Origin of the sequence: Streptomyces sp. NPDC057287, from assembly GCF_042667905.1 — a bacterium.
Taxonomy (GTDB): Bacteria; Actinomycetota; Actinomycetes; order Streptomycetales; family Streptomycetaceae; genus Streptomyces.
Genome location: NZ_JBHUYV010000019.1, coordinates 25,499 through 43,143, shown reverse-complemented (window position 1 = coordinate 43,143; position 17,645 = coordinate 25,499). Strand labels below are relative to the sequence as shown.

The following is a 17,645-nucleotide window of genomic DNA, read 5'->3' as shown; positions in this document are numbered from 1 at the left end:
GCGCGCACAGCCCACTGCCCGTTCACGGAGACCCTGCTGCGTCTTCCGCGGACGGGCAGTGGGCTGTGGCCGTCCGAACCCGAAGGGTCCGCACATGGCGGAAAGCGCTCTCTCGGGGTGGGTAGCGGTCCGGTAACAACCTCCTCAAGGGCCCCTGAAGTCCCGTACAGTGCCGGGGGAATGCTCTCTTGAACACGTTCAAGAGAGCTCACGGGGAGGGGGACAGCGCAGATGCGCAGTGGAGCGAAGGTCGCGGTGGTCGGCGGCGTGTTCGTACTGGTGGCTGGAGGGCTCGGCTACGGCGTGTACGACGTGGTGCTGGGGGGCGACGGCGGCGGGGGCACGGAGACCGCCTCCGCGTCGTCGGAGGTGAGGACCGGACCGCCCGGCAAGGAGGAGATCGCGGAGACCGCCAAGGGCTTCCTCGCGGCGTGGGCGTCCGGGGACGCGCCGACCGCCGCCCAGCTCACGAACAACGAGTCCGCCGCCGAGCCGCTGCTGGCCGGCTACACCGCGGACGCCCACGTCACGAAGGCCGTGATCACACCGGGCCCCGCCGTCGGCACGAAGGTGCCGTACACGGTCAAGGCGACGGTCTCGTACGAGGGGAGGACCAAGCCCTGGTCCTACTCCTCCGAACTGACCGTGGTGCGCGGCCTGACGACCGGTAAGGCCCTCGTCGACTGGCAGCCCACGGTGATCCATCCGGAGCTGACCGAGGGCGCCACGCTGACGACCGGCGAGTCGTCGACGGCGGCGATCGAGGCCGTCGACCACAACGGCAAGGTGCTGGACAAGGAGACGTACCCGTCGCTGGGGCCGATCCTGGACAGCCTGCGCGAGAAGTACGGCGACACCACCGGCGGCTCCCCCGGCATCGAGACCTGGATAGAGCCCGCGGACGAACAGCTGCCGGACACCACGCTGCTGACGCTCGCCAAGGGGAAGCCCGGCAAGCTGCAGACCACGCTCGACGCGGACGCGCAGGCGGCGGCCGAGAAGGCGGTCAAGCAGTTCAGCGGGGCGTCGGTGGTCGCCGTACGGCCGTCCACGGGGTCGATCCGCGCGGTGGCCAACAATCCGGCGACCGGCTTCAACGCGGCGATGCAGGGCAAGCAGGCACCGGGCTCCACCCTGAAGATCATGACCGCCGCGATGCTCATCGAGAAGGGCATCACCTCGGCGACCAGTCCGATCGAGTGCCCCAAGGACGTCATGTACCAGGGCAACACCTTCCACAACCTGGACTACTTCTCGCTGCCCGACTCGGACACGTTCACCACGAGCTTCGCCCGTTCCTGCAACACGGCCTTCATCAAGAAGATCGACGACGTGCACGACGACGCCGCACTCGGCAAGGAGGCCCGGGACGTCTTCGGGATCGGCCTCGACTGGAAGACCGGCGTCGTGTCGTTCGACGGGAGCGTGCCCGAGGAGAACGGCGGAGTGGCCGCGGCCCAGTACATCGGTCAGGGCACCGTCCAGATGAACGCCCTGAACATCGCGTCCATCACGGCGACCGCCCGCAACGGCACGTTCCGGCAGCCCGTGATCGTCCCGCAGTCCCTGGACGACCGTCAGCTCGCCACCGCGTCCCGTTCGTTGCCGCAGAACGTCACCCGGCAGCTGAACGACATGATGCGGGCCACCGCCTCCTGGGGCACCGGACGGGCCGCCATGGCCTCGGTCGGCGGCGACAAGGGCGCCAAGACCGGCTCGGCCGAGGTCGACGGACAGGGCACGTCCAACAGCTGGTTCACCGGCTTCAGCAACGACCTCGCGGCGGCGGCGGTCGTCCAGTCCGGCGGCCACGGCGGCGACGCGGCCGGCCCGGTGGTGGCGGCGGTGCTGCGCGCGGGGTCCTGACGCGCGGGCAGGCAGCACGGAGCGACCGGCCGGGCCGGAGGCGGATCACGCCTCCGGCCCGGCCTGCTTCCCGGCGTCGCCCCGTCCGCGTCGGCGGCGCGCGGCGACGGCCTGCGGGTCGATGTCCGGCCGGGACCACTGCTCCGCGAGGGCGAGGCTGGTCGCACGGCCGCCCGCCACGTGTTCGTGCGCCAGGCGGGCCGCGCGGTCGACGTCGCGGGCGGCGATGGCCTCGTACATCTGCTCGTGCTCCGCGCACTGCCGGTCCGGGTCCCGCTGCGCCGTCAGGCGGAACAGCCAGTGCATGCGTGCCTCCAGCGGCCGCATCACGCCGCTGAGCAGCGCGTTGGCCGCGAGCTCGACGATGTCGGTGTGGAAGGCCGCGTTGGCGGCGGCGATCGCGGCCCGGTCGTGCGCACGGGTCGCGTCGCGGGCGGCGTCGAGGCCGGCCGCCAGCCGGTCCAGCCCGTCCTCGTCCGCCCGCTCCGCCGCCAGGCGGGCCGCGAGGGACTCCAGCGATTCGCGTACGTCGAAGAGGTCGCGCACGTCGCCGGGCGTGAAGGGCGCGACCAGTGCGCCCCGGTGCGGCACGAGCAGCACGAGCCCGTCGGCCGCCAGGAGGCGCAGCGCCTCACGCAGCGGGATGCGCGACACCTCCAGCTCGGTGGCGAGGTCGCGCTCCACCAGCCTCTCCCCCGGCTGCAGTTCGACCTCGATGATGCGCCGCCGCAGGGTCTCGTACGCGAAGTCGCGCAGCGAGGGGCGTCCCGCGCCGGACGGTCGCGCTGCTGTCACCAAGGCTCTTCCTCCGGGATCGGGTCGGTCCCACCGTATGCGGATCACGCGGCAGGTCCGCCACTGCTAACCGCTCGCTAACACGGTGGCAACAAACGACCCGGAAACTGGTGCGCCATAGCGGTATACCACTAACCGGCTCGCAGGCCCCGTTCCCTGGAGGCATCCCAGTGGCACCTTCCCGATCTCTCCCGTCCCCCGTCGCCGTCGCCGTGTCCGTCGTGTCGGGGCTGCTGCTCCTGACCGCCTGCGGAGGGTCCTCGGCGGCCGAGGGCGAGGACGACGGCACGCTCAAGGTCGGCGTCCTCTTCCCCGGCTCGCTCTCCGACGACGGGTTCATGGGCTCGGCGCACCTCGGCTACCAGCGGGCGGCGAAGGAGCACGCCGGAGCGGTGGAGTTCAGCAAGGTCGAGCAGGTGGCGACAGCCGACTACGAGAAGGCCCTGGTCCGCTTCGCCACCGACTCGGACCTCGTGATCTCACTCGGCGGGCAGACCGACGCCGATGTGCGCAACGTCGCGGCACGCTTCCCGAAGGTGAAGTTCGCCGAGATCGGCGGCCCCGCCGACGGCGAGCCCCTCGCGAACCTCTCGCTCTACGACCCGCAGCAGGCCGAGGCCGCGTTCCTCTCGGGGGCCGCCTCCGCACTGCTTTCCAGGAGCGGGACGGTCGGGTTCATCGGCGGCGCCGAACTCCCGGCCATCGTGAACGCCTCCAAGGAGTTCGACCGGGGCGCCGAGGCGGCCGACCCCGGTGTGAAGGTCCTCCCCCCGCAGTACGTCGGCGACTTCAACGACGTCGCCAAGGCCAAGCAGTCCGCGCTCGCCGACTTCGGCGCCGGCGCGGACGTCCTGGGCCAGGTGCTCAACCTCGGCCACAAGGGGGTCGCCCAGGCGGCGGGTCAGCGTGACGGAGCGCTCATCGGCGGGCCGATCGCCCACGCCTGCGGCAGCGACCCGGCCTACGCCGGGTATGTGGAGACGGACATCGGCGCGGAGATCGAGTACGCGGTGGACCACCTGGTCGCCGGTGACTGGAAGGCGGAATCCGTCCACTTCGGGCTGACCTTCGACGAGCCGCACAACGACATCGTGCTCTGCGACTCCACCGACCCCGCGGTGGGCGAGAAGCTCGACGAGCTGAAGCGGAAGATCACGGCCGGCGAGATCACCACCCGATGAGCACGGCCGCTCCCGCGCTGGAGATCTCCGGACTCACCAAGTCCTTCGGCACGATGCGGGCCCTGGACACGGTGGACCTCGTCGTCGAGTCCGGCACCGTGCACTGCGTGCTCGGGGAGAACGGCGCCGGCAAGTCGACCCTCTGCCATGTCGTGGGCGGCTCGCTGACCCCGGACGGCGGCAGCCTGCGCCTGTACGGCGCGCCCTACGCCCCTCGCCGTCCCGCCGACGCGCTCGCCGCCGGGATCGCCATGGTCCACCAGCACTTCAGCCTCGTACCGACCCTGACCGTCGGTGAGAACCTGCGTCTGCTGCGGCTGCGGGACCTGCCCCGCCGGGTGGAGCGGGTGCGCGAGGAGTACGGACTCGAACTGGACCTGGGCGCACGGGTGGGTGAACTGCCCGTCGGTGTGCGCCAGCGCGCCGAGATCGTCAAGGCGCTGCTGCGGGAACCCCGGCTCCTCGTCCTGGACGAGCCCACGGGCGTCCTCGGCCCGGCCGAGACGGACGCCCTGCTGGCCACCTGCCGCCGGATCGCCGGGTCCGGGCACGCGGTGGTCCTGGTGACGCACAAGCTCGGCGAGGTGGCGCGGGCCGGGGACGCGGCGACCGTGCTGCGCGGCGGACGGGTCTCCGGCGGCGGGCCACTGACCGAACTGCCGCCGGAGCGGCTGGTCCCGCTGATGATCGGACGGCCCGCCGACTCGCTGGACGCGGGGCTCGCCGGGACGATCGGCCTGGCCCCCGAGGAGAGCGCCTCGGGGCAGGACACGGTGCGGCGGCCCGGTGCCGCCACCGCTCACGGGCGTACGGGAGCGGCACTCCGCCTGCGGGACGTCGGTGTGCGGCGTGCCGACGGGACCTCCGCGCTGGACGGGGTCGCTCTGGACGTCGGGTTCGGGGAGGTCGTCGGCGTCGCCGGAGTGGAGGGCAACGGCCAGAGCGAGCTCATGGCGCTGCTCGGTGGATCGCTCGCCCCCACCTCGGGGAGCGTGGAGCTCGACGGGCGGGACGTCACCGGGGCGACGCCCCGCGAGCGGAGCCGGGCCGGACTGGGCGTGGTGCCCGAGGACCGCCTCCACGAGGGGTGCGTGCCGCAACTGCGGGTCTCCGACAACCTGTTCCTCGGGCGGCTCGACCGGTTCCGCAGGTACGGAGCGTTCCTGGACAGGCGGGCCATGGGCCGCGCGGCGGACGAGGTGCTCACCGGGCACGGCATCCGGGCAGCGGGCCCGGGAGCACTGATGTCGTCGCTGTCCGGCGGCAACCAGCAGAAGGTCGTCCTGGCACGGGAGTTGGCTCTCGACCCGCTGATCTGTCTGGCGGCGGCCCAGCCCACCCGCGGCCTGGACATCGGAGCCGTGGGCGCCGTTCACTCCCGTATCCGCGACGCGGCCGCCGCCGGGACGGGTGTCCTGGTGGTCTCCAGCGAGCTGTCCGAACTCCTCGTCCTGTGCGACCGGATCGTCGTGGCCTACCGGGGCGAGCTGCTGGGTCCCGTCGATCCTTCGGCGCCGCACGCCCGGGACCGGATCGGAGCCCTGATGCTCGGCGCGCGCGCCCCGGAACCCGGCGGGGGCGACGCGGCCCGCACGCCCGGAGCCGTGCGCTGAACCACCCCTCGCAGCAACCGCGTACAGGCCGACGCCCGCCCGGCCCGGCGCGTGCCTCTCGACACCTCAAGGAGCCGCCATGTCACCACCGACACCTGCCCTGCCCGCCCCCGCACCGGCTCCCCGCACGGCACGCGCCCGCATCGGCCCCGCCCTGAGACACCCGGTCGCCGTCGGCGTCCTGGCGGTCGTGCTCGCGGGCGCGGCCGGGCTCGGGCTCGTGAAGGGCGCCGGAACGGAGCCGGCGGCCGCCTGGGACGCCCTCGTCGAGGGCATGTTCGGATCGCCCTACGCCGTCGGGAGTTCGCTCAACTCCGCGGCGGTGCTCGCCCTCATCGCCACCGGTTTCACCGTCGCCCACCGCGCGGGACTGGTGAACGTGGGCGGCGAGGGGCAGCTCTGCGCGGGCGGACTGGCCGCCGCGGCCGTGGGGGTGGCGTTGCCCGCCGGTGTCCCGGCCGTGCTCGGTGTGCCGCTGGTCCTCGTCGCGGGATGCGCGGCGGGCGCCGTGTGGGCGGGGATCGCCGGCCTGCTGCGCGCGAGGCGGGGCACCAGCGAGGTCATCACGACGCTGCTGCTCAACTTCATCGGTGTGGGGCTCGTGTCGGTGGCCGTCCACGAGGAGGCGCTGCTGCGCCAGCCGGTGACCTCGTCCGAGACGCTGCCGCAGTCCGCGCCCCTGCCCGAGGGGGCCCGGCTGCCGCTGATCGGCGGAATCGAGTCGCCCGCGACCGCGATCGTCGTCGTCGCGGCCGTCGCCGCCCTGGTCACCGGCGTGGTGCTGCGCCACACGGCCATCGGGCTGCGCCTGCGGTCCGTCGGCCACTCCCCCGCGGCCTCGGCCCGGCTGGGGCTTCCCGTCACGCGCCTGGAGACGGGCGGCCTGGCCTTCGCCGGAGCAGCGGCGGGCCTCGCCGGCGCGGGCCTCGTCGCCGTCGCCCCGTATGTGCTGGCCGAGCACTTCTCCTCCGGATACGGCTTCTCGGGGCTGGTGGTGGGCCTGCTCGCCCGCGGCTCGCTCACCGCAGTGGCGGCCGTGTCGCTCCTCTTCGGCTTCCTCACCAACGGTGGCATCAACCTCCAGCTCGCGGCCGGGGTCCCCGCCTCCTCCGTACAGATCGTGCAGAGCCTGCTCGTCCTGTTCGTCGCCGCCGCCATGTTCGGGACCACACGCAACGGGAGGGCCTCATGAGCGCGGTCGTGGAGGAGCTCGCCTCCGGTGGGGTGCGCCTGGCGGTGCCGCTCCTGCTCGCCTCCTCGGGAGAGCTGCTGAGCGAACGGGCCGGCGTGCTCAACCTCTCCGTCGAAGGCATGATGCTGACCGGCGCCTTCGCGGGCGCGGCAGGGGCCCTGGCCTCGGGGAGCGCGGGGGTGGGCGTCCTGGCGGCCCTGTCCGCGGGGCTGCTCTTCGCAGCCCTCCAGGCCCTGCTCAGCGTGGTCCTGCGCGCCGACCAGATCGTCACGGGCATCACCGCGAACGCCCTCGCGCTCGGAGCGACGACGTACGGTTCCCGTGTCCTGTTCGGCGACGGCGCGGCGGACTCGGTGCCCGGCTTCGACCCGGTCGCCGTTCCCGTCCTGCACGACATCCCCGTCCTGGGTCCGGCCCTCTTCGAGCAGACCGCCCTCGGCTACGCGGCGTTCGTCATCGCCGCCGCCCTGGCTCTGGGCTTCAGCAGGCGCACCGGGTGGGGCCTGGCCGTCGACGCGATCGGCGAGGACGCGACCACCGCTGACCGCTGCGGCCTTCCCGTACGGGCCGTACGGTGCGCGGCCGTGCTGCTCACCGGGGCCGTCTCGGGCCTGGCGGGCGCGCAGCTGGCCCTGTCCGAGGTGCACGCCTTCAGCGACAACATCACCGGCGGCATCGGCTACCTCGCGGTCGTCGCGGTGATCGCGGGCCGCTGGCGGGCCTGGCCCACGATCCTGGCCTGCCTGTTCTTCGGAGTCGCACAGGCTCTGCAGTTCGCGGCGCCGGCGATGGGGCTGCACCTGTCCGCGCCGCTGCTGACCACGCTGCCGTACGTCATCGCGCTGCTCGCGGTGAGCGGGCTGGTCGGCCGCAGCCGCGCGCCGTCGGGGCTCACCGTCCCCTTCCTGCGCGGCACCTGACCACTCTCCCTGAGGACGTAGAGACATGACACTGATCCTGACCCGCTCCGACATCGCCGCACTGCTCGCGGACGCACGGGAGGACGTCGAGAGGGCGGTGGAGGCCGGCCATCTCGATCTGGCGCTGGGCAGGGCGGTCCTGCCGCCCCCGCCGGCGATGCCGCTCCCGGGGTCGGACGGGACGTTCCTCGCGATGGCGGCGGCCTCCGCCCCGGCCGGCCTCGCCACCGTGAAGCTCCTGGCGGACCTCCCCGCCAACCGCGCGCGGGGCCTGCCCGTGCAGCGCTCGGCCGTGCTGGCCGTCTCCGCGGACACGGGGGCGTGCGAGGCGCTCCTGGACGGCGCGGAGGTCACCCGCGCGCGAACCGCCGCCGCCACCGCCGTCGCCACCCGCGCCCTGGCCAGGCAGGACGCCCGCGTCCTCGGGCTCGTCGGCACCGGCCCGCTGGCGCGCGCCCATGCCCGCGCCCTGCTCCCGGGCCGCGCCTACGACCGGATCGTGCTGTGGGGGCGCGACCCCGGCCGGAGCCGCGAGCTGGCGGCCTGGATCGGCACGGAGCTCGGCGTGGACGCGGCCGTGCTGGCCGGACCGCAGGCCGTCGCGGAGGCCTCGGACGTCCTGTGCACGCTGACCCCGTCCCGCGAACCGCTGATCCGGGGCGCGTGGCTCTCCCCCGGGCAGCACGTCAACGCCGTGGGCGCCCCGCCGCGCCCCGACCACCGGGAGATCGACACGGAGGGCGTCGTACGCAGCCGGATCGTCGTCGACTCCTGGCCGACGGCCCGCGCGAAGTCCGGCGAGGTCCTGATACCCCTCGCCGAGGGCGCGCTCACCGAGGACGACTTCCGCTGCGAACTCGGCGAGGTCCTCGCGGGAACGAGGCCCGGCCGGACCTCGGACACCGACCTCACGCTCTTCGACTCGGTGGGCGTCGGCCTCCAGGACCTCGCCGTGGCCAGGCTGCTGATCGACGCCGCCCACGCCCGGCACGTGGGGACCCGGATCGAGCTCAGCGGCTGACCCGGCCGCCGTGACAAGGGGCACAGACGGCACAGGCGGGGGAAAGGCTGTGGTCCGGGCCGGGGCGGGTTCAGTAGCGTGCGGGGCATGAGCACTTCCGACACCACGCCCGCCGCTCCCCCGTCCGGCACCACGCCCGCCGCTCTCCCGTCCGACGCCCACCCCAGGTTCGCGGAGGCCCTGCGGGAGCTGGGCCTCCAGGTCGAGGTACGCCGCTTCCCCGACGCCACCCGCACCGCGGTCGAGGCCGCCACCGCGATCGGCTGCGAGCTCAGCCAGATCGTCAAGTCCCTGATCTTCGAGGCGGACGGCGTGCCCGTCCTCGTCCTGATGGACGGTTCCTCCCGGGTGGACGTCGAGCTCGTGCGGAGCGAGCTGGGCGCCGTGAAGGTCGGGCGGGCCCGGGCGGACCTGGTCCGGGAGACCACCGGATACGCGATCGGCGGCGTGCCGCCCTTCGGCCACCGCACGAAGACCCGGGTGCTGGCCGACCGGGGCCTGCTCGCCCACGCGGAGGTGTGGGCCGCGGCGGGCCACCCGCACGCCGTCTTCCGGCTCGACCCCGCCACCCTGGTCGAGCTCGCGGGCGGCACCCTCGTGGACGTGCGCGAGCAGACCTCGTGACCCCGCTGGTGGCGGCGGCCGTCCTGGCCGCCGCGATCACGCACGCCAGTTGGAACGCCATCGCCCACGCCATTCGCGACCAGCTGCTGTCCTTCACCCTCATCTCCGGCGGCGGGGCCCTGATCGGGCTCCTGCTGGTCTGCCTGGCGCCGTTCCCGGCGGCCGGTGCCTGGCCCTTCCTGCTCGTCTCCGCCGGCCTGCACGTGGTGTACATGCTGCTGCTGATGCGGTCGTTCACCCTGGGCGACTTCGGCCAGATGTATCCGATCGCCCGGGGCACCGCTCCGCTCGTCGTCACGGTCCTGGCCGCCGTCTTCCTCGGCGAGCGCCCGGACGGCTGGGCGACGGCGGGCGTGGCGGTGGCCTCGGCGGGACTCGTCGGGCTGGCCCTGTGGGGCATCCGCGGGTCCGGGAAGCGTCCGCACTGGCCGGCGATCCTGGCGGCCCTCGCGACCGGTCTGGCCATCGCCGGCTACACCACGGTCGACGGGGCCGGGGTGCGTGCCTCGGGCACGCCTCTCGGCTACATCGGCTGGCTGATGACCGTGCAGGGCGTCGTGATCCCCGCCTACGCCTACTGGCGCAGGCGGGGTGAACTGGTACGCCTGATACGCCCGTTCGTCGCACGCGGACTACTGGGCGCGGCCCTGTCGGTCTCCGCGTACGGCCTGGTCCTGTGGGCGCAGACGAAGGCCCCGCTCGCTCCGATCGCCGCGCTCCGCGAGTCGTCGATCATCGTGGGCGCCGCGATAGGAGCGCTGTTCTTCAAGGAGCGGTTCGGGGCCCCCCGGATCGCGGCCGCCGGGCTGATGGTGGTCGGCATCGGGCTGATGCTGCACACGAGCTGAACCGCCGAGCGCCGGACGTTCAGGAGCTCTCCGTCATGGCGGCGCGGAAGCCCGTGTTGACTCCGAGGAGGCCGCCGTCCACCCGTAGCGTCGTGCCGGTGATCCACGCCGCGTCCCGGGAGGCGAGGAAGGCGACGGCGGACGCGATGTCCTCCGGCTCGCCGATCCTGCCGAGCGGGTAGAGGGCGCTCGCCCGCTCCAGCGCCGCGTCCCTGCCGGCCCAGGCGTCGGTGCGGATCGTGCCCGGCGCGACGAGGTTGACGCGGACGCCGCGCGGTCCCGCGTGGCCCGCGAGCGTACGGGTCAGACTGGCGAGACCGGCCTTGGCCGCACTGTAGGCGTGGCCGCCGAAGTCCTGCTCCCCGTTGACCGAGCCGATGGTGACGATCGCTCCCCGGCCGGAGGCCACGAGATGCGGCAGCGCGGCGCGGGAGCAGCGGTAGGGGCCGCTGAGGGTGATGTCCAGGGTGTGCTCCCAGGACGCGTCCTCCTCGTCCTCGAAGAGCGCGGCGTCGTCGTGGTTCGCGTAGGCGTTGTTGACCAGGACGTCGAGCCGGCCGAAGGTGCCGGCCGCGTGGGCGACCGCCGCGTCGACCGCGTCCCGGTCGCCGACGTCGCAGGCCAGGGATTCGGCGGTGCCGCCCGCCTCGCGTATCCCTGCCGCCGTGCGTTCGGCGCGGCCGGCGTCCAGGTCGGTGACCAGGACGGCCGCGCCCTCGGCGGCGAGCCGGCGGGCGGTGGCCGCCCCGATGCCCTGTCCGGCTCCGGTGAGGAGCGCGGCGTACCCGTGGAAGCGAGGAGAAGTCATAGCGCCGACCGTACTGCCCTGACCAGGGCCTGGGCGCGGGGATCGGCGGTGACTCCCTTCTGCAGACCGTTCGTCACATAGCCGAGTGCGATGCCCGATTCGGGGTCGGCGAACCCCAGTGAACCGCCCCGGCCGGGGTGCCCGAACGACCCGGGGCCGAGCAGCGGTGCCGCCGGTCCGTGCAGCATGTACCCGAGGCCGAAACGGGTGTTGACGACCAGCACCCGGTCCGGGCCCGCCGATTCCTCGGTGCGGGCCAGGGTGAGGGTGGCGGGGGCGAACAGCCGGTGCCCGTCGACCTCGCCGATCATCGCCGCGTAGCAGCGGGCGAGTCCGCGTGCGGTGGCGATGCCGTTGGACGCGGGGAGTTCGGCCGCGCGGTAGGCGGGGGCGTTCTCGTCGGGGAAGGGGTCGATCGCCCCGAAGGCGCGGCGGGTGAGCGAGGCCGGGTCGGCGTAGGCCTCGACGACGGAGCGCTTGGGGCGTATCCGCAGAGTGCCGCCGCCTTCGGCCGGCGGGGGTTCGACGGGCCCGATCCGCCCGATCCGGTGCGCCTCGTCCTCGGGGAGTCCGAACCAGAAGTCCAGGCCGAGCGGTCGCGCGATCTCCTCGGCGACCCAGCGGCCGATGGTGCGCCCGGTGACCCTGCGCACCAGTTCGCCGATGAGCCAGCTGTAGGTCTGGGCGTGGTAGCCGTGGTCGGTTCCTGGCTCCCACTGCGGCCGTTGGGCGGCCACGGCCCCCGGCCCGGAGGTCTGGTCGGCGGCCTCCTCGGGGGTCAGCGCCGTGTCGAGGGCGGCCACCCCCGCGCGGTGGGCGAGGAGGTGGCGCACGAGGACGCGTTCCTTGCCGTTCGCCTTGAACTCCGGCCAGTACGTGCCGACCGGGGCGTCCAGGTCGACCTGTCCGCGCTGGTGCAGCAGCAGCGGTACGGCGGCGGCGATGCCCTTGCCCGCCGATCGCACGACCTGCACGGTGTCCACGGCCCAGGGTTCGGCGCCGTCGACATCCCTCGTGCCGGCCCACAGGTCCACGACCTTGCGGCCGTGCCGGTAGAGGGCGACGGCCGCTCCCCGTTCCCCGCGCTGTTCGAAGTTACGGACGAAAGCGTCCCGTACCGCCTCGAATCCCGGCGCCACCGTGCCCCGTACGTCCACGCCTGCTCCCGCGCTCCCGCTCATCCCCCCATGGTGCATCGCGCCGCAGGTGGAACGGGGGGCGGGTCACCATCTGTTCACGGACGCGGAACGGACACGGAACGCGGATCGAAGCCGAAGGGCAGCTCCAGCCGGTGCCTGCGCATGAGTTCCTCGTCGCACAGCAGGTCCTGCGTGCGGTCGTCGGCGGCGATCACCCCGTCGCTGAGGATGACCGCGCGGGGACAGAGTTCGAGGGCGTAGGGCAGGTCGTGGGTGACCATCAGCACGGTGACGTCCAGGGAGCGCAGGATGTCGGCGAGTTCGCGGCGGGAGGCGGGGTCCAGGTTGGAGGAGGGCTCGTCCAGGACGAGGATCTCCGGCTCCATGGCGAGGACGGTGGCGACGGCGACCCGGCGGCGCTGGCCGAAGGAGAGGTGGTGGGGCGGCCGTGCGGCGAACTCCTCCATGCCGACCCGCCGGAGGGCGGTGACGATCCGGTCCTCCAGCTCGGCACCGCGGAGCCCGGCCGCGGCGGGTCCGAAGGCGACGTCCTCGCGGACGGTCGGCATGAAGAGCTGGTCGTCGGGGTCCTGGAAGACGATGCCGACGCGGCGGCGGATCTCGGCGAGGTTCCGCTTCTCCACGGGCAGCCCGGCGACCCGGACGGTGCCGGCGCCCGCGTCGAGGATGCCGTTGAGGTGGAGGACCAGAGTCGTCTTGCCCGCGCCGTTGGGCCCGAGGAGCGCGACGCGTTCGCCGCGGGCCACGGTGAGGTCGACGCCGAAGAGGGCCTGGTGGCCGTCGGGGTAGGCGTAGGCGAGGCCGCTGACCTCCAGGGAGGGCGCGGGTGCGGTGGGCAGGCTCATACGGTCCATCCCAGCAGACATACGACGAGGGCGAGCACGGGGAGTGCCGCCGCGTGCGCCCACTGGGCGCGGGAGGCGGTCACCTCGTCGATCACCGGCATGGTGCCCGTGTAGCCGCGGCTGACCATCGCGAGGTGGACGCGCTCGCCGCGCTCGTAGGACCGGATGAAGAGGGCGCCCGCCGTCTTGGCGAGGACGCCCCACTGCCGTACCCCTCTGGCCTCGAAGCCGCGGGAGCGGCGGGCGATCGACATGCGGCGCAGCTCGTCGGTGATGACGTCGCCGTACCGGATCATGAAGGACGCGATCTGGACGAGCAGCGGGGGCAGCTTGAGGCGCTGGAGCCCGAGCAGCAGGGCCCGTAGCTCGGTGGTGGAGGCCAGGATCACCGAGGCGGCCACGCCGAGGGTGCCCTTCGCGAGGACGTTCCAGGCGCCCCAGAGTCCGGGGACGCTGAGGGAGATGCCGAGCACCTCGGTCTGCTCACCGGGCACCACGAACGGCATGAGCAGCGCGAAGGCGACGAACGGCACCTCGATGACCAGGCGCTTCAGCAGGAAGCCGGGCGAGAGCCGGGCCACCGCGGCGACGGCGGCGAGCAGCAGCGCGTACAGCGCGAAGGCCCAGACGGCCTCGCGCGGGGTGGAGACCACGACCACGACGAAGCAGAGGACGGCGGCGAGCTTGCAGTGCGGGGGCAGGGCGTGGACGGGCGAGTGCCCGTGCCGGTAGAGCGTGTGCGCGTGGCCGGCACCCATGTCAGACGGACTCGGCGGTGCGTGCCTCGGGTGCCTCGGGCGTACGGCGCTTGCGGACCGCCCAGAACACTCCGCTGCCGACGGCGACGGTGACGCCCACGCCGATCACACCGGCGAGGCCGCCGGAGACACGGGCATTGCCGATGTCCTTGACGCCGTAGTCGGCGAGCGGGGAGTCGGCCGCGCCGTGTTCCTGGACCTTCTCGTCGATGCCCTTGTCGGCGGCGACCTTCTCCAGGCCGTCGGGGTTGGCGGAGGCGTAGAAGGAGACGAAGCCCGCGAGGACGAGGGCGGCGACCAGGCCGGTGGCCCACACCTTCCGCGTGGAGCGGGCGGCGACGGGTGCGGGCGAGGGAGCGGCGGCCGGCGCGTCGACGAGTTCGCCGCCGACGCGGAGCTTGAGCGGGGCGGCGAGCCCGCGGGCCCCGTGCACCAGGTCGGGGCGTACCGCGATGACGGCGCCGACGGTCAGCGCGGTGATCGCCGCCTCCCCGATGCCGATCAGGACGTGGACGCCGACCATCGCGGTGAGGACCTTGCCGATGGGTACGTCGGTGGTGCCGCCGACGGCGTAGATCAGGGTGAAGACGACGGCGGCGGCCGGCACGGAGACCAGTGCGGCCACGAAGGCCGCGACGGTCGTCGAGCGGCGGGTGCGGGGCAGGATCCGGGTCAGTCCGCGGAAGAGGGCGTAGGCGACGACGACGGTGACGACCCCCATCACCGTGATGTTCACGCCGAGCGCGGTGAGGCCGCCGTCGGCGAAGAGGATGCCCTGCATCAGCAGGACGACCGCTATGCAGAGCACCCCGGTGAAGGGTCCGACCAGGATCGCGGCCAGCGCCCCGCCGAGGAGGTGCCCGCTGGTGCCGGCGGCGACCGGGAAGTTCAGCATCTGTACGGCGAAGATGAACGCGGCGACGAGCCCGGCGAGTGGAGCCGTCCGTTCGTCCAGTTCACGCCGGGCGCCCCGGAGACTGACGGCGACCGCGCCGGCGGCGACGACACCTGCGACGGCGGAGACGGGTGCGTTGATGAAACCGTCGGGTACATGCATGGAGTGGCTCCGCTTTCGGGCGTTGCTGCGGGCGGGGTCGGGAACCGCTCAATGATAGTGCCCTGTTGCAAACCGTTCGCAAGAGCGCAGGGGTGCCAACTACCCCACCCCCGGAATGCCCAAATAGGAAAATATGGGACATTAGGGGGAGAGATTTTCACACAGGAGGAGCCGGCCATGTCCCTCGTGATCCAAGAACACGCCCGAGCCCGGCTCATCACCGACGGCCCCGACCCCCGGCTGGTCCCCGTCGAACTGCGCTACGACCCCGAGGAGCCGGGGACCGTCCACGTCCGGCTGCCCGGAGGGGTCGACTGGGCGTTCGGCCTCGACCTCCTGGAACGCGGACTGCGCTCCCCCGCCACCCGCGGCGACATACGGATATGGCCGTGCGGCAGGGCCCAGCTGGTCCTGGAGCTGCACTCGGCGGAGGGCGTGGCCGTCTTCCAGTTCGACATCGGCCCCGTGATCCGCTTCCTGTCGCGGACCCGCACGAACACGGTGAAGCGCCCGTCGGCCGCCACCGCCCCCGCCACCCGCGCCTGAACACGACGAGAGCCCCCGTGCCGCGTGCACGGGGGCTCTCTGTCGCTCCGGTCCCCCGTCCCCACAGGTAACCGGCGCTCCGGGGCCGCGTTCCGCTCAGACGCGGGCCCCGGGGTCCAGGCGGGTCATACGCGGACCAGTTCCCGCTCCCCGCCGCCCTCGGCCGGACCGTCGGAGAGGTCCTTGCGCAGGCCCTCCCCCTCCACGTCCACGTTGGGCAGCACACGGTCCAGCCAGCGGGGCAGCCACCAGGCGCGCTTGCCGAGCAGGGCGAGCACCGCGGGCACGATGGCCATGCGGACCACGAAGGCGTCGAAGAAGACGGCGATGGCCAGCGAGAAGCCGATCATCTTGATCATCTGCTCGGAGGAGCCGATGAAGCCGGAGAAGACGGCCATCATGATCACCGCGGCGGCCGTGACCACACGCGCACCGTGCTTGAAGCCGGTGACGATCGCCTGGCCGGGCGACTCTCCGTGGACGTACGCCTCGCGCATCCGGGTGACCAGGAAGACCTCGTAGTCCATCGCGAGACCGAAGACCACACCGACCATGAAGATCGGCATCATGCTCATGATCGGTCCGGTCTGCTCGACCCCGAAGAGCGATCCGAGCCAGCCCCACTGGAAGACCGCGACGACCGCGCCCAGTGCCGCGACAACCGAGAGCAGGAAGCCGAGGGCCGCCTTCAGCGGGACGAGGACCGAGCGGAAGACCACCATCAGCAGCAGGAAGGCCAGACCGACGACGAGCGCCAGGTAGGGCAGCAGCGCGTCGTTCATCTTCTGCGAGAAGTCGATGTTCATCGCCGTGGCGCCGGTGACCAGCACCTCGGCACCGGTCTCGCTCTTGATGTCCGTACCCGCGTCACGGATGGCGTGGACCACGTTCTCCGTCTCGACGGAGCTCGGCCGGTCCTTGGGGATGACCGTGATGGTCGCGGTGTCGCCGGCCTTGTTGAAGGCGGCAGGGGCGACGGCGGCGACGCCGCCGGAGCCCTCGATCTCGTCGGAGACCCTGCTCACCGCGGCCTTGCCGTCGGAGCTGTTCTTGGTGTCGACGACGACCATCAGCGGACCGTTGAACCCGGGGCCGAAGCCGTCGGAGAGCATGTCGTACGCCTGGCGCTGCGTGGTCGACTTCGGCTGGGCGCCGTCGTCCGGCAGGCCCATCTCCAGGGAGGCGGCCGGTACGGCGATCGCGCCGAGGCCGAGGACGCCCACCAGCAGCACCCATACGGGCCTGCGCAGCACGAACCGGGCCCAGCGGGTGCCCATGTTCGGCCTGGCCTCGGGCTTGTTCTCCGCCTCGGCGGCCTTGCGCGCCTTGCGTCCCATGACCCGCTTGCCCGCGAAGCCCAGCAGAGCCGGGACGAGGGTGAGCGCGATGAGGACGGCGATGGCGACGGTGCCGGCGGCGGCGAAGCCCATCTTCGACAGCATGGGGATGTTCACGACGGCGAGGCCGACCAGGGCGATGACCACGGTGAGGCCTGCGAAGACCACCGCGGACCCGGCCGTTCCGACGGCCCGTCCCGCGGCTTCCTCGCGCTCCCGGCCTTCGGCCAGCTCGGCGCGGTAGCGGGACACGATGAAGAGGGCGTAGTCGATGCCGACCGCGAGGCCGATCATCATCGCGAGCGTCGAGGTGGTGGAGCCCAGGTCCAGGACGTTGGCCAGCGCGGTGATCGTGGAGACCCCGATGCCGACCCCGATGAGGGCGGTCAGCAGCGGCAGCCCGGCCGCGATCAGCGAACCGAAGGTGATGACCAGGACGACGGCCGCGATGGCGACACCGATGATCTCGGTGGCCCCCGTCTCCGGCATCACCTGGAGCGCGTCACCGCCGATCTCCACCTTCATCCCGCTGCTCTGGGCGTCGTGGCCGACGTCCTCCAGGGCCTCACGCGTCGGGTCGGTCAGCTCCATGGAGCTGACCTTGTAGGACACGGAGATGTAGGCGGTCGAGCCGTCCTTGCTGACGGCGTTCGCCTTGTACGGGTCGGCGACCGAGGCGACCTGGTCCGAGCCGGACTTCAGCTCGCCCACGATGTCCTGGATCTCGGCCTTGTTGGAGGCCGCGGTGACCTTCTCGCCGTCGGGTGCCTTGAAGACGATCCGGGCGGACGCGCCGTCGGCGCTGCCGCCGGGGAAGCGCTCGTCCAGCAGGTCGAAGGCCTTCTGGGCCTCCGTGCCGGGGATCGAGAAGGAGCTGGAGGTGGCGGTGGCCGCGGAGGAGGCGCCGAATCCGGCCAGCGCCAGCAGCGCCACCCAGATCAGGGCGACATAACGGCGGCGCCGGAAGGCGAGCCGTCCTAGTTTGTACAGGAATGTAGCCACGGAGGGGTTACTCCCGGTCAGGTCGTTGAGTGGAATTGGGCGTGAGGAACCAGCCCGACGACGAGAGCGGCG

The 17,645-nt window shown here is 72.9% G+C and carries 16 protein-coding genes; 9 read left to right on the top strand and 7 right to left on the bottom strand.

Translation table 11 applies throughout. The features are described from left to right. The first annotated feature begins 231 nt into the window (after positions 1-231). Entirely contained in the window at positions 232-1,866 is a 1,635-nt protein-coding gene (locus ACFUNE_RS30045; RefSeq protein WP_383574506.1) for a penicillin-binding transpeptidase domain-containing protein, read from the top strand. A 45-nt stretch (positions 1,867-1,911) separates the two neighbouring features. Here the strand turns inward: ACFUNE_RS30045 and ACFUNE_RS30040 are convergent, their stop codons facing one another. Continuing rightward, positions 1,912-2,661: a GntR family transcriptional regulator gene (locus ACFUNE_RS30040; RefSeq protein ID WP_383574504.1), complete on the bottom strand. Its 750-nt coding sequence runs from the start codon at positions 2,659-2,661 to the stop codon at positions 1,912-1,914. Positions 2,662-2,831: 170 nt separating this feature from the next. On the opposite strand from ACFUNE_RS30040, the gene ACFUNE_RS30035 reads away from it, so the two are divergent. The 7 genes from ACFUNE_RS30035 to ACFUNE_RS30005 all read left to right on the top strand — a co-directional run bounded on the left by ACFUNE_RS30035 (position 2,832) and on the right by ACFUNE_RS30005 (position 10,060). Beyond that, a complete protein-coding gene (locus ACFUNE_RS30035) occupies positions 2,832-3,842 on the top strand; it encodes a BMP family protein (RefSeq protein ID WP_383574502.1) in 1,011 nt (336 codons plus the stop codon). Then, entirely contained in the window at positions 3,839-5,455 is a 1,617-nt protein-coding gene (locus ACFUNE_RS30030) for an ABC transporter ATP-binding protein (protein ID WP_383574500.1), read from the top strand. Before ACFUNE_RS30035 ends, ACFUNE_RS30030 begins: the two co-directional genes overlap by 4 nt. 79 nt (positions 5,456-5,534) lie before the next feature. Further along, complete coding sequence (locus ACFUNE_RS30025; RefSeq protein ID WP_383574498.1) at positions 5,535-6,647, top strand: ABC transporter permease; 1,113 nt, start codon at positions 5,535-5,537, stop codon at positions 6,645-6,647. After that, complete coding sequence (locus ACFUNE_RS30020) at positions 6,644-7,567, top strand: ABC transporter permease (RefSeq protein WP_383574496.1); 924 nt, start codon at positions 6,644-6,646, stop codon at positions 7,565-7,567. The genes ACFUNE_RS30025 and ACFUNE_RS30020 overlap by 4 nt, the downstream gene beginning before the upstream one ends. 25 nt (positions 7,568-7,592) lie before the next feature. Then, positions 7,593-8,588 (top strand): ornithine cyclodeaminase family protein, encoded by a 996-nt coding sequence (locus tag ACFUNE_RS30015; protein ID WP_383574494.1) that lies wholly within the window; start codon positions 7,593-7,595, stop codon positions 8,586-8,588. 87 nt (positions 8,589-8,675) lie between these two features. Next, the gene (locus ACFUNE_RS30010; RefSeq protein ID WP_383574492.1) at positions 8,676-9,212 is read left to right on the top strand and encodes a YbaK/EbsC family protein; all 537 of its coding nucleotides are present in this window, start codon (positions 8,676-8,678) and stop codon (positions 9,210-9,212) included. Next, complete coding sequence (locus ACFUNE_RS30005; RefSeq protein ID WP_383574490.1) at positions 9,209-10,060, top strand: EamA family transporter; 852 nt, start codon at positions 9,209-9,211, stop codon at positions 10,058-10,060. Before ACFUNE_RS30010 ends, ACFUNE_RS30005 begins: the two co-directional genes overlap by 4 nt. A 19-nt stretch (positions 10,061-10,079) precedes the next feature. Here ACFUNE_RS30005 and ACFUNE_RS30000 read toward each other — a convergent pair whose 3' ends face one another. From ACFUNE_RS30000 to ACFUNE_RS29980, 5 genes are all read right to left on the bottom strand, one after another. Beyond that, the gene (locus tag ACFUNE_RS30000; RefSeq protein ID WP_383574488.1) at positions 10,080-10,868 is read right to left on the bottom strand and encodes an SDR family NAD(P)-dependent oxidoreductase; all 789 of its coding nucleotides are present in this window, start codon (positions 10,866-10,868) and stop codon (positions 10,080-10,082) included. Further along, positions 10,865-12,025 carry a serine hydrolase domain-containing protein gene (locus ACFUNE_RS29995; RefSeq protein WP_383574696.1) on the bottom strand — a complete coding sequence of 387 codons (1,161 nt, stop codon included), beginning with the start codon at positions 12,023-12,025 and terminating at the stop codon, positions 10,865-10,867. The genes ACFUNE_RS30000 and ACFUNE_RS29995 overlap by 4 nt, the downstream gene beginning before the upstream one ends. A gap of 77 nt (positions 12,026-12,102) precedes the next feature. Beyond that, positions 12,103-12,873 carry an energy-coupling factor ABC transporter ATP-binding protein gene (locus ACFUNE_RS29990; protein WP_383574486.1) on the bottom strand — a complete coding sequence of 257 codons (771 nt, stop codon included), beginning with the start codon at positions 12,871-12,873 and terminating at the stop codon, positions 12,103-12,105. After that, a complete protein-coding gene (gene cbiQ, locus ACFUNE_RS29985; protein WP_383574484.1) occupies positions 12,870-13,631 on the bottom strand; it encodes a cobalt ECF transporter T component CbiQ in 762 nt (253 codons plus the stop codon). The genes ACFUNE_RS29990 and cbiQ overlap by 4 nt, the downstream gene beginning before the upstream one ends. Before the next feature lies 1 nt (position 13,632). Further along, positions 13,633-14,688: an energy-coupling factor ABC transporter permease gene (locus ACFUNE_RS29980; RefSeq protein WP_383574482.1), complete on the bottom strand. Its 1,056-nt coding sequence runs from the start codon at positions 14,686-14,688 to the stop codon at positions 13,633-13,635. 177 nt (positions 14,689-14,865) lie between these two features. Here ACFUNE_RS29980 and ACFUNE_RS29975 point away from each other — a divergent pair, with 177 nt between their 5' ends. Next, complete coding sequence (locus tag ACFUNE_RS29975) at positions 14,866-15,234, top strand: SsgA family sporulation/cell division regulator (protein ID WP_383574480.1); 369 nt, start codon at positions 14,866-14,868, stop codon at positions 15,232-15,234. A 125-nt stretch (positions 15,235-15,359) separates the two neighbouring features. On the opposite strand, the gene ACFUNE_RS29970 is transcribed toward ACFUNE_RS29975, so the two are convergent. Continuing rightward, entirely contained in the window at positions 15,360-17,573 is a 2,214-nt protein-coding gene (locus ACFUNE_RS29970; RefSeq protein ID WP_383574478.1) for an MMPL family transporter, read from the bottom strand. Between the last annotated feature and the right edge of the window lie 72 nt (positions 17,574-17,645).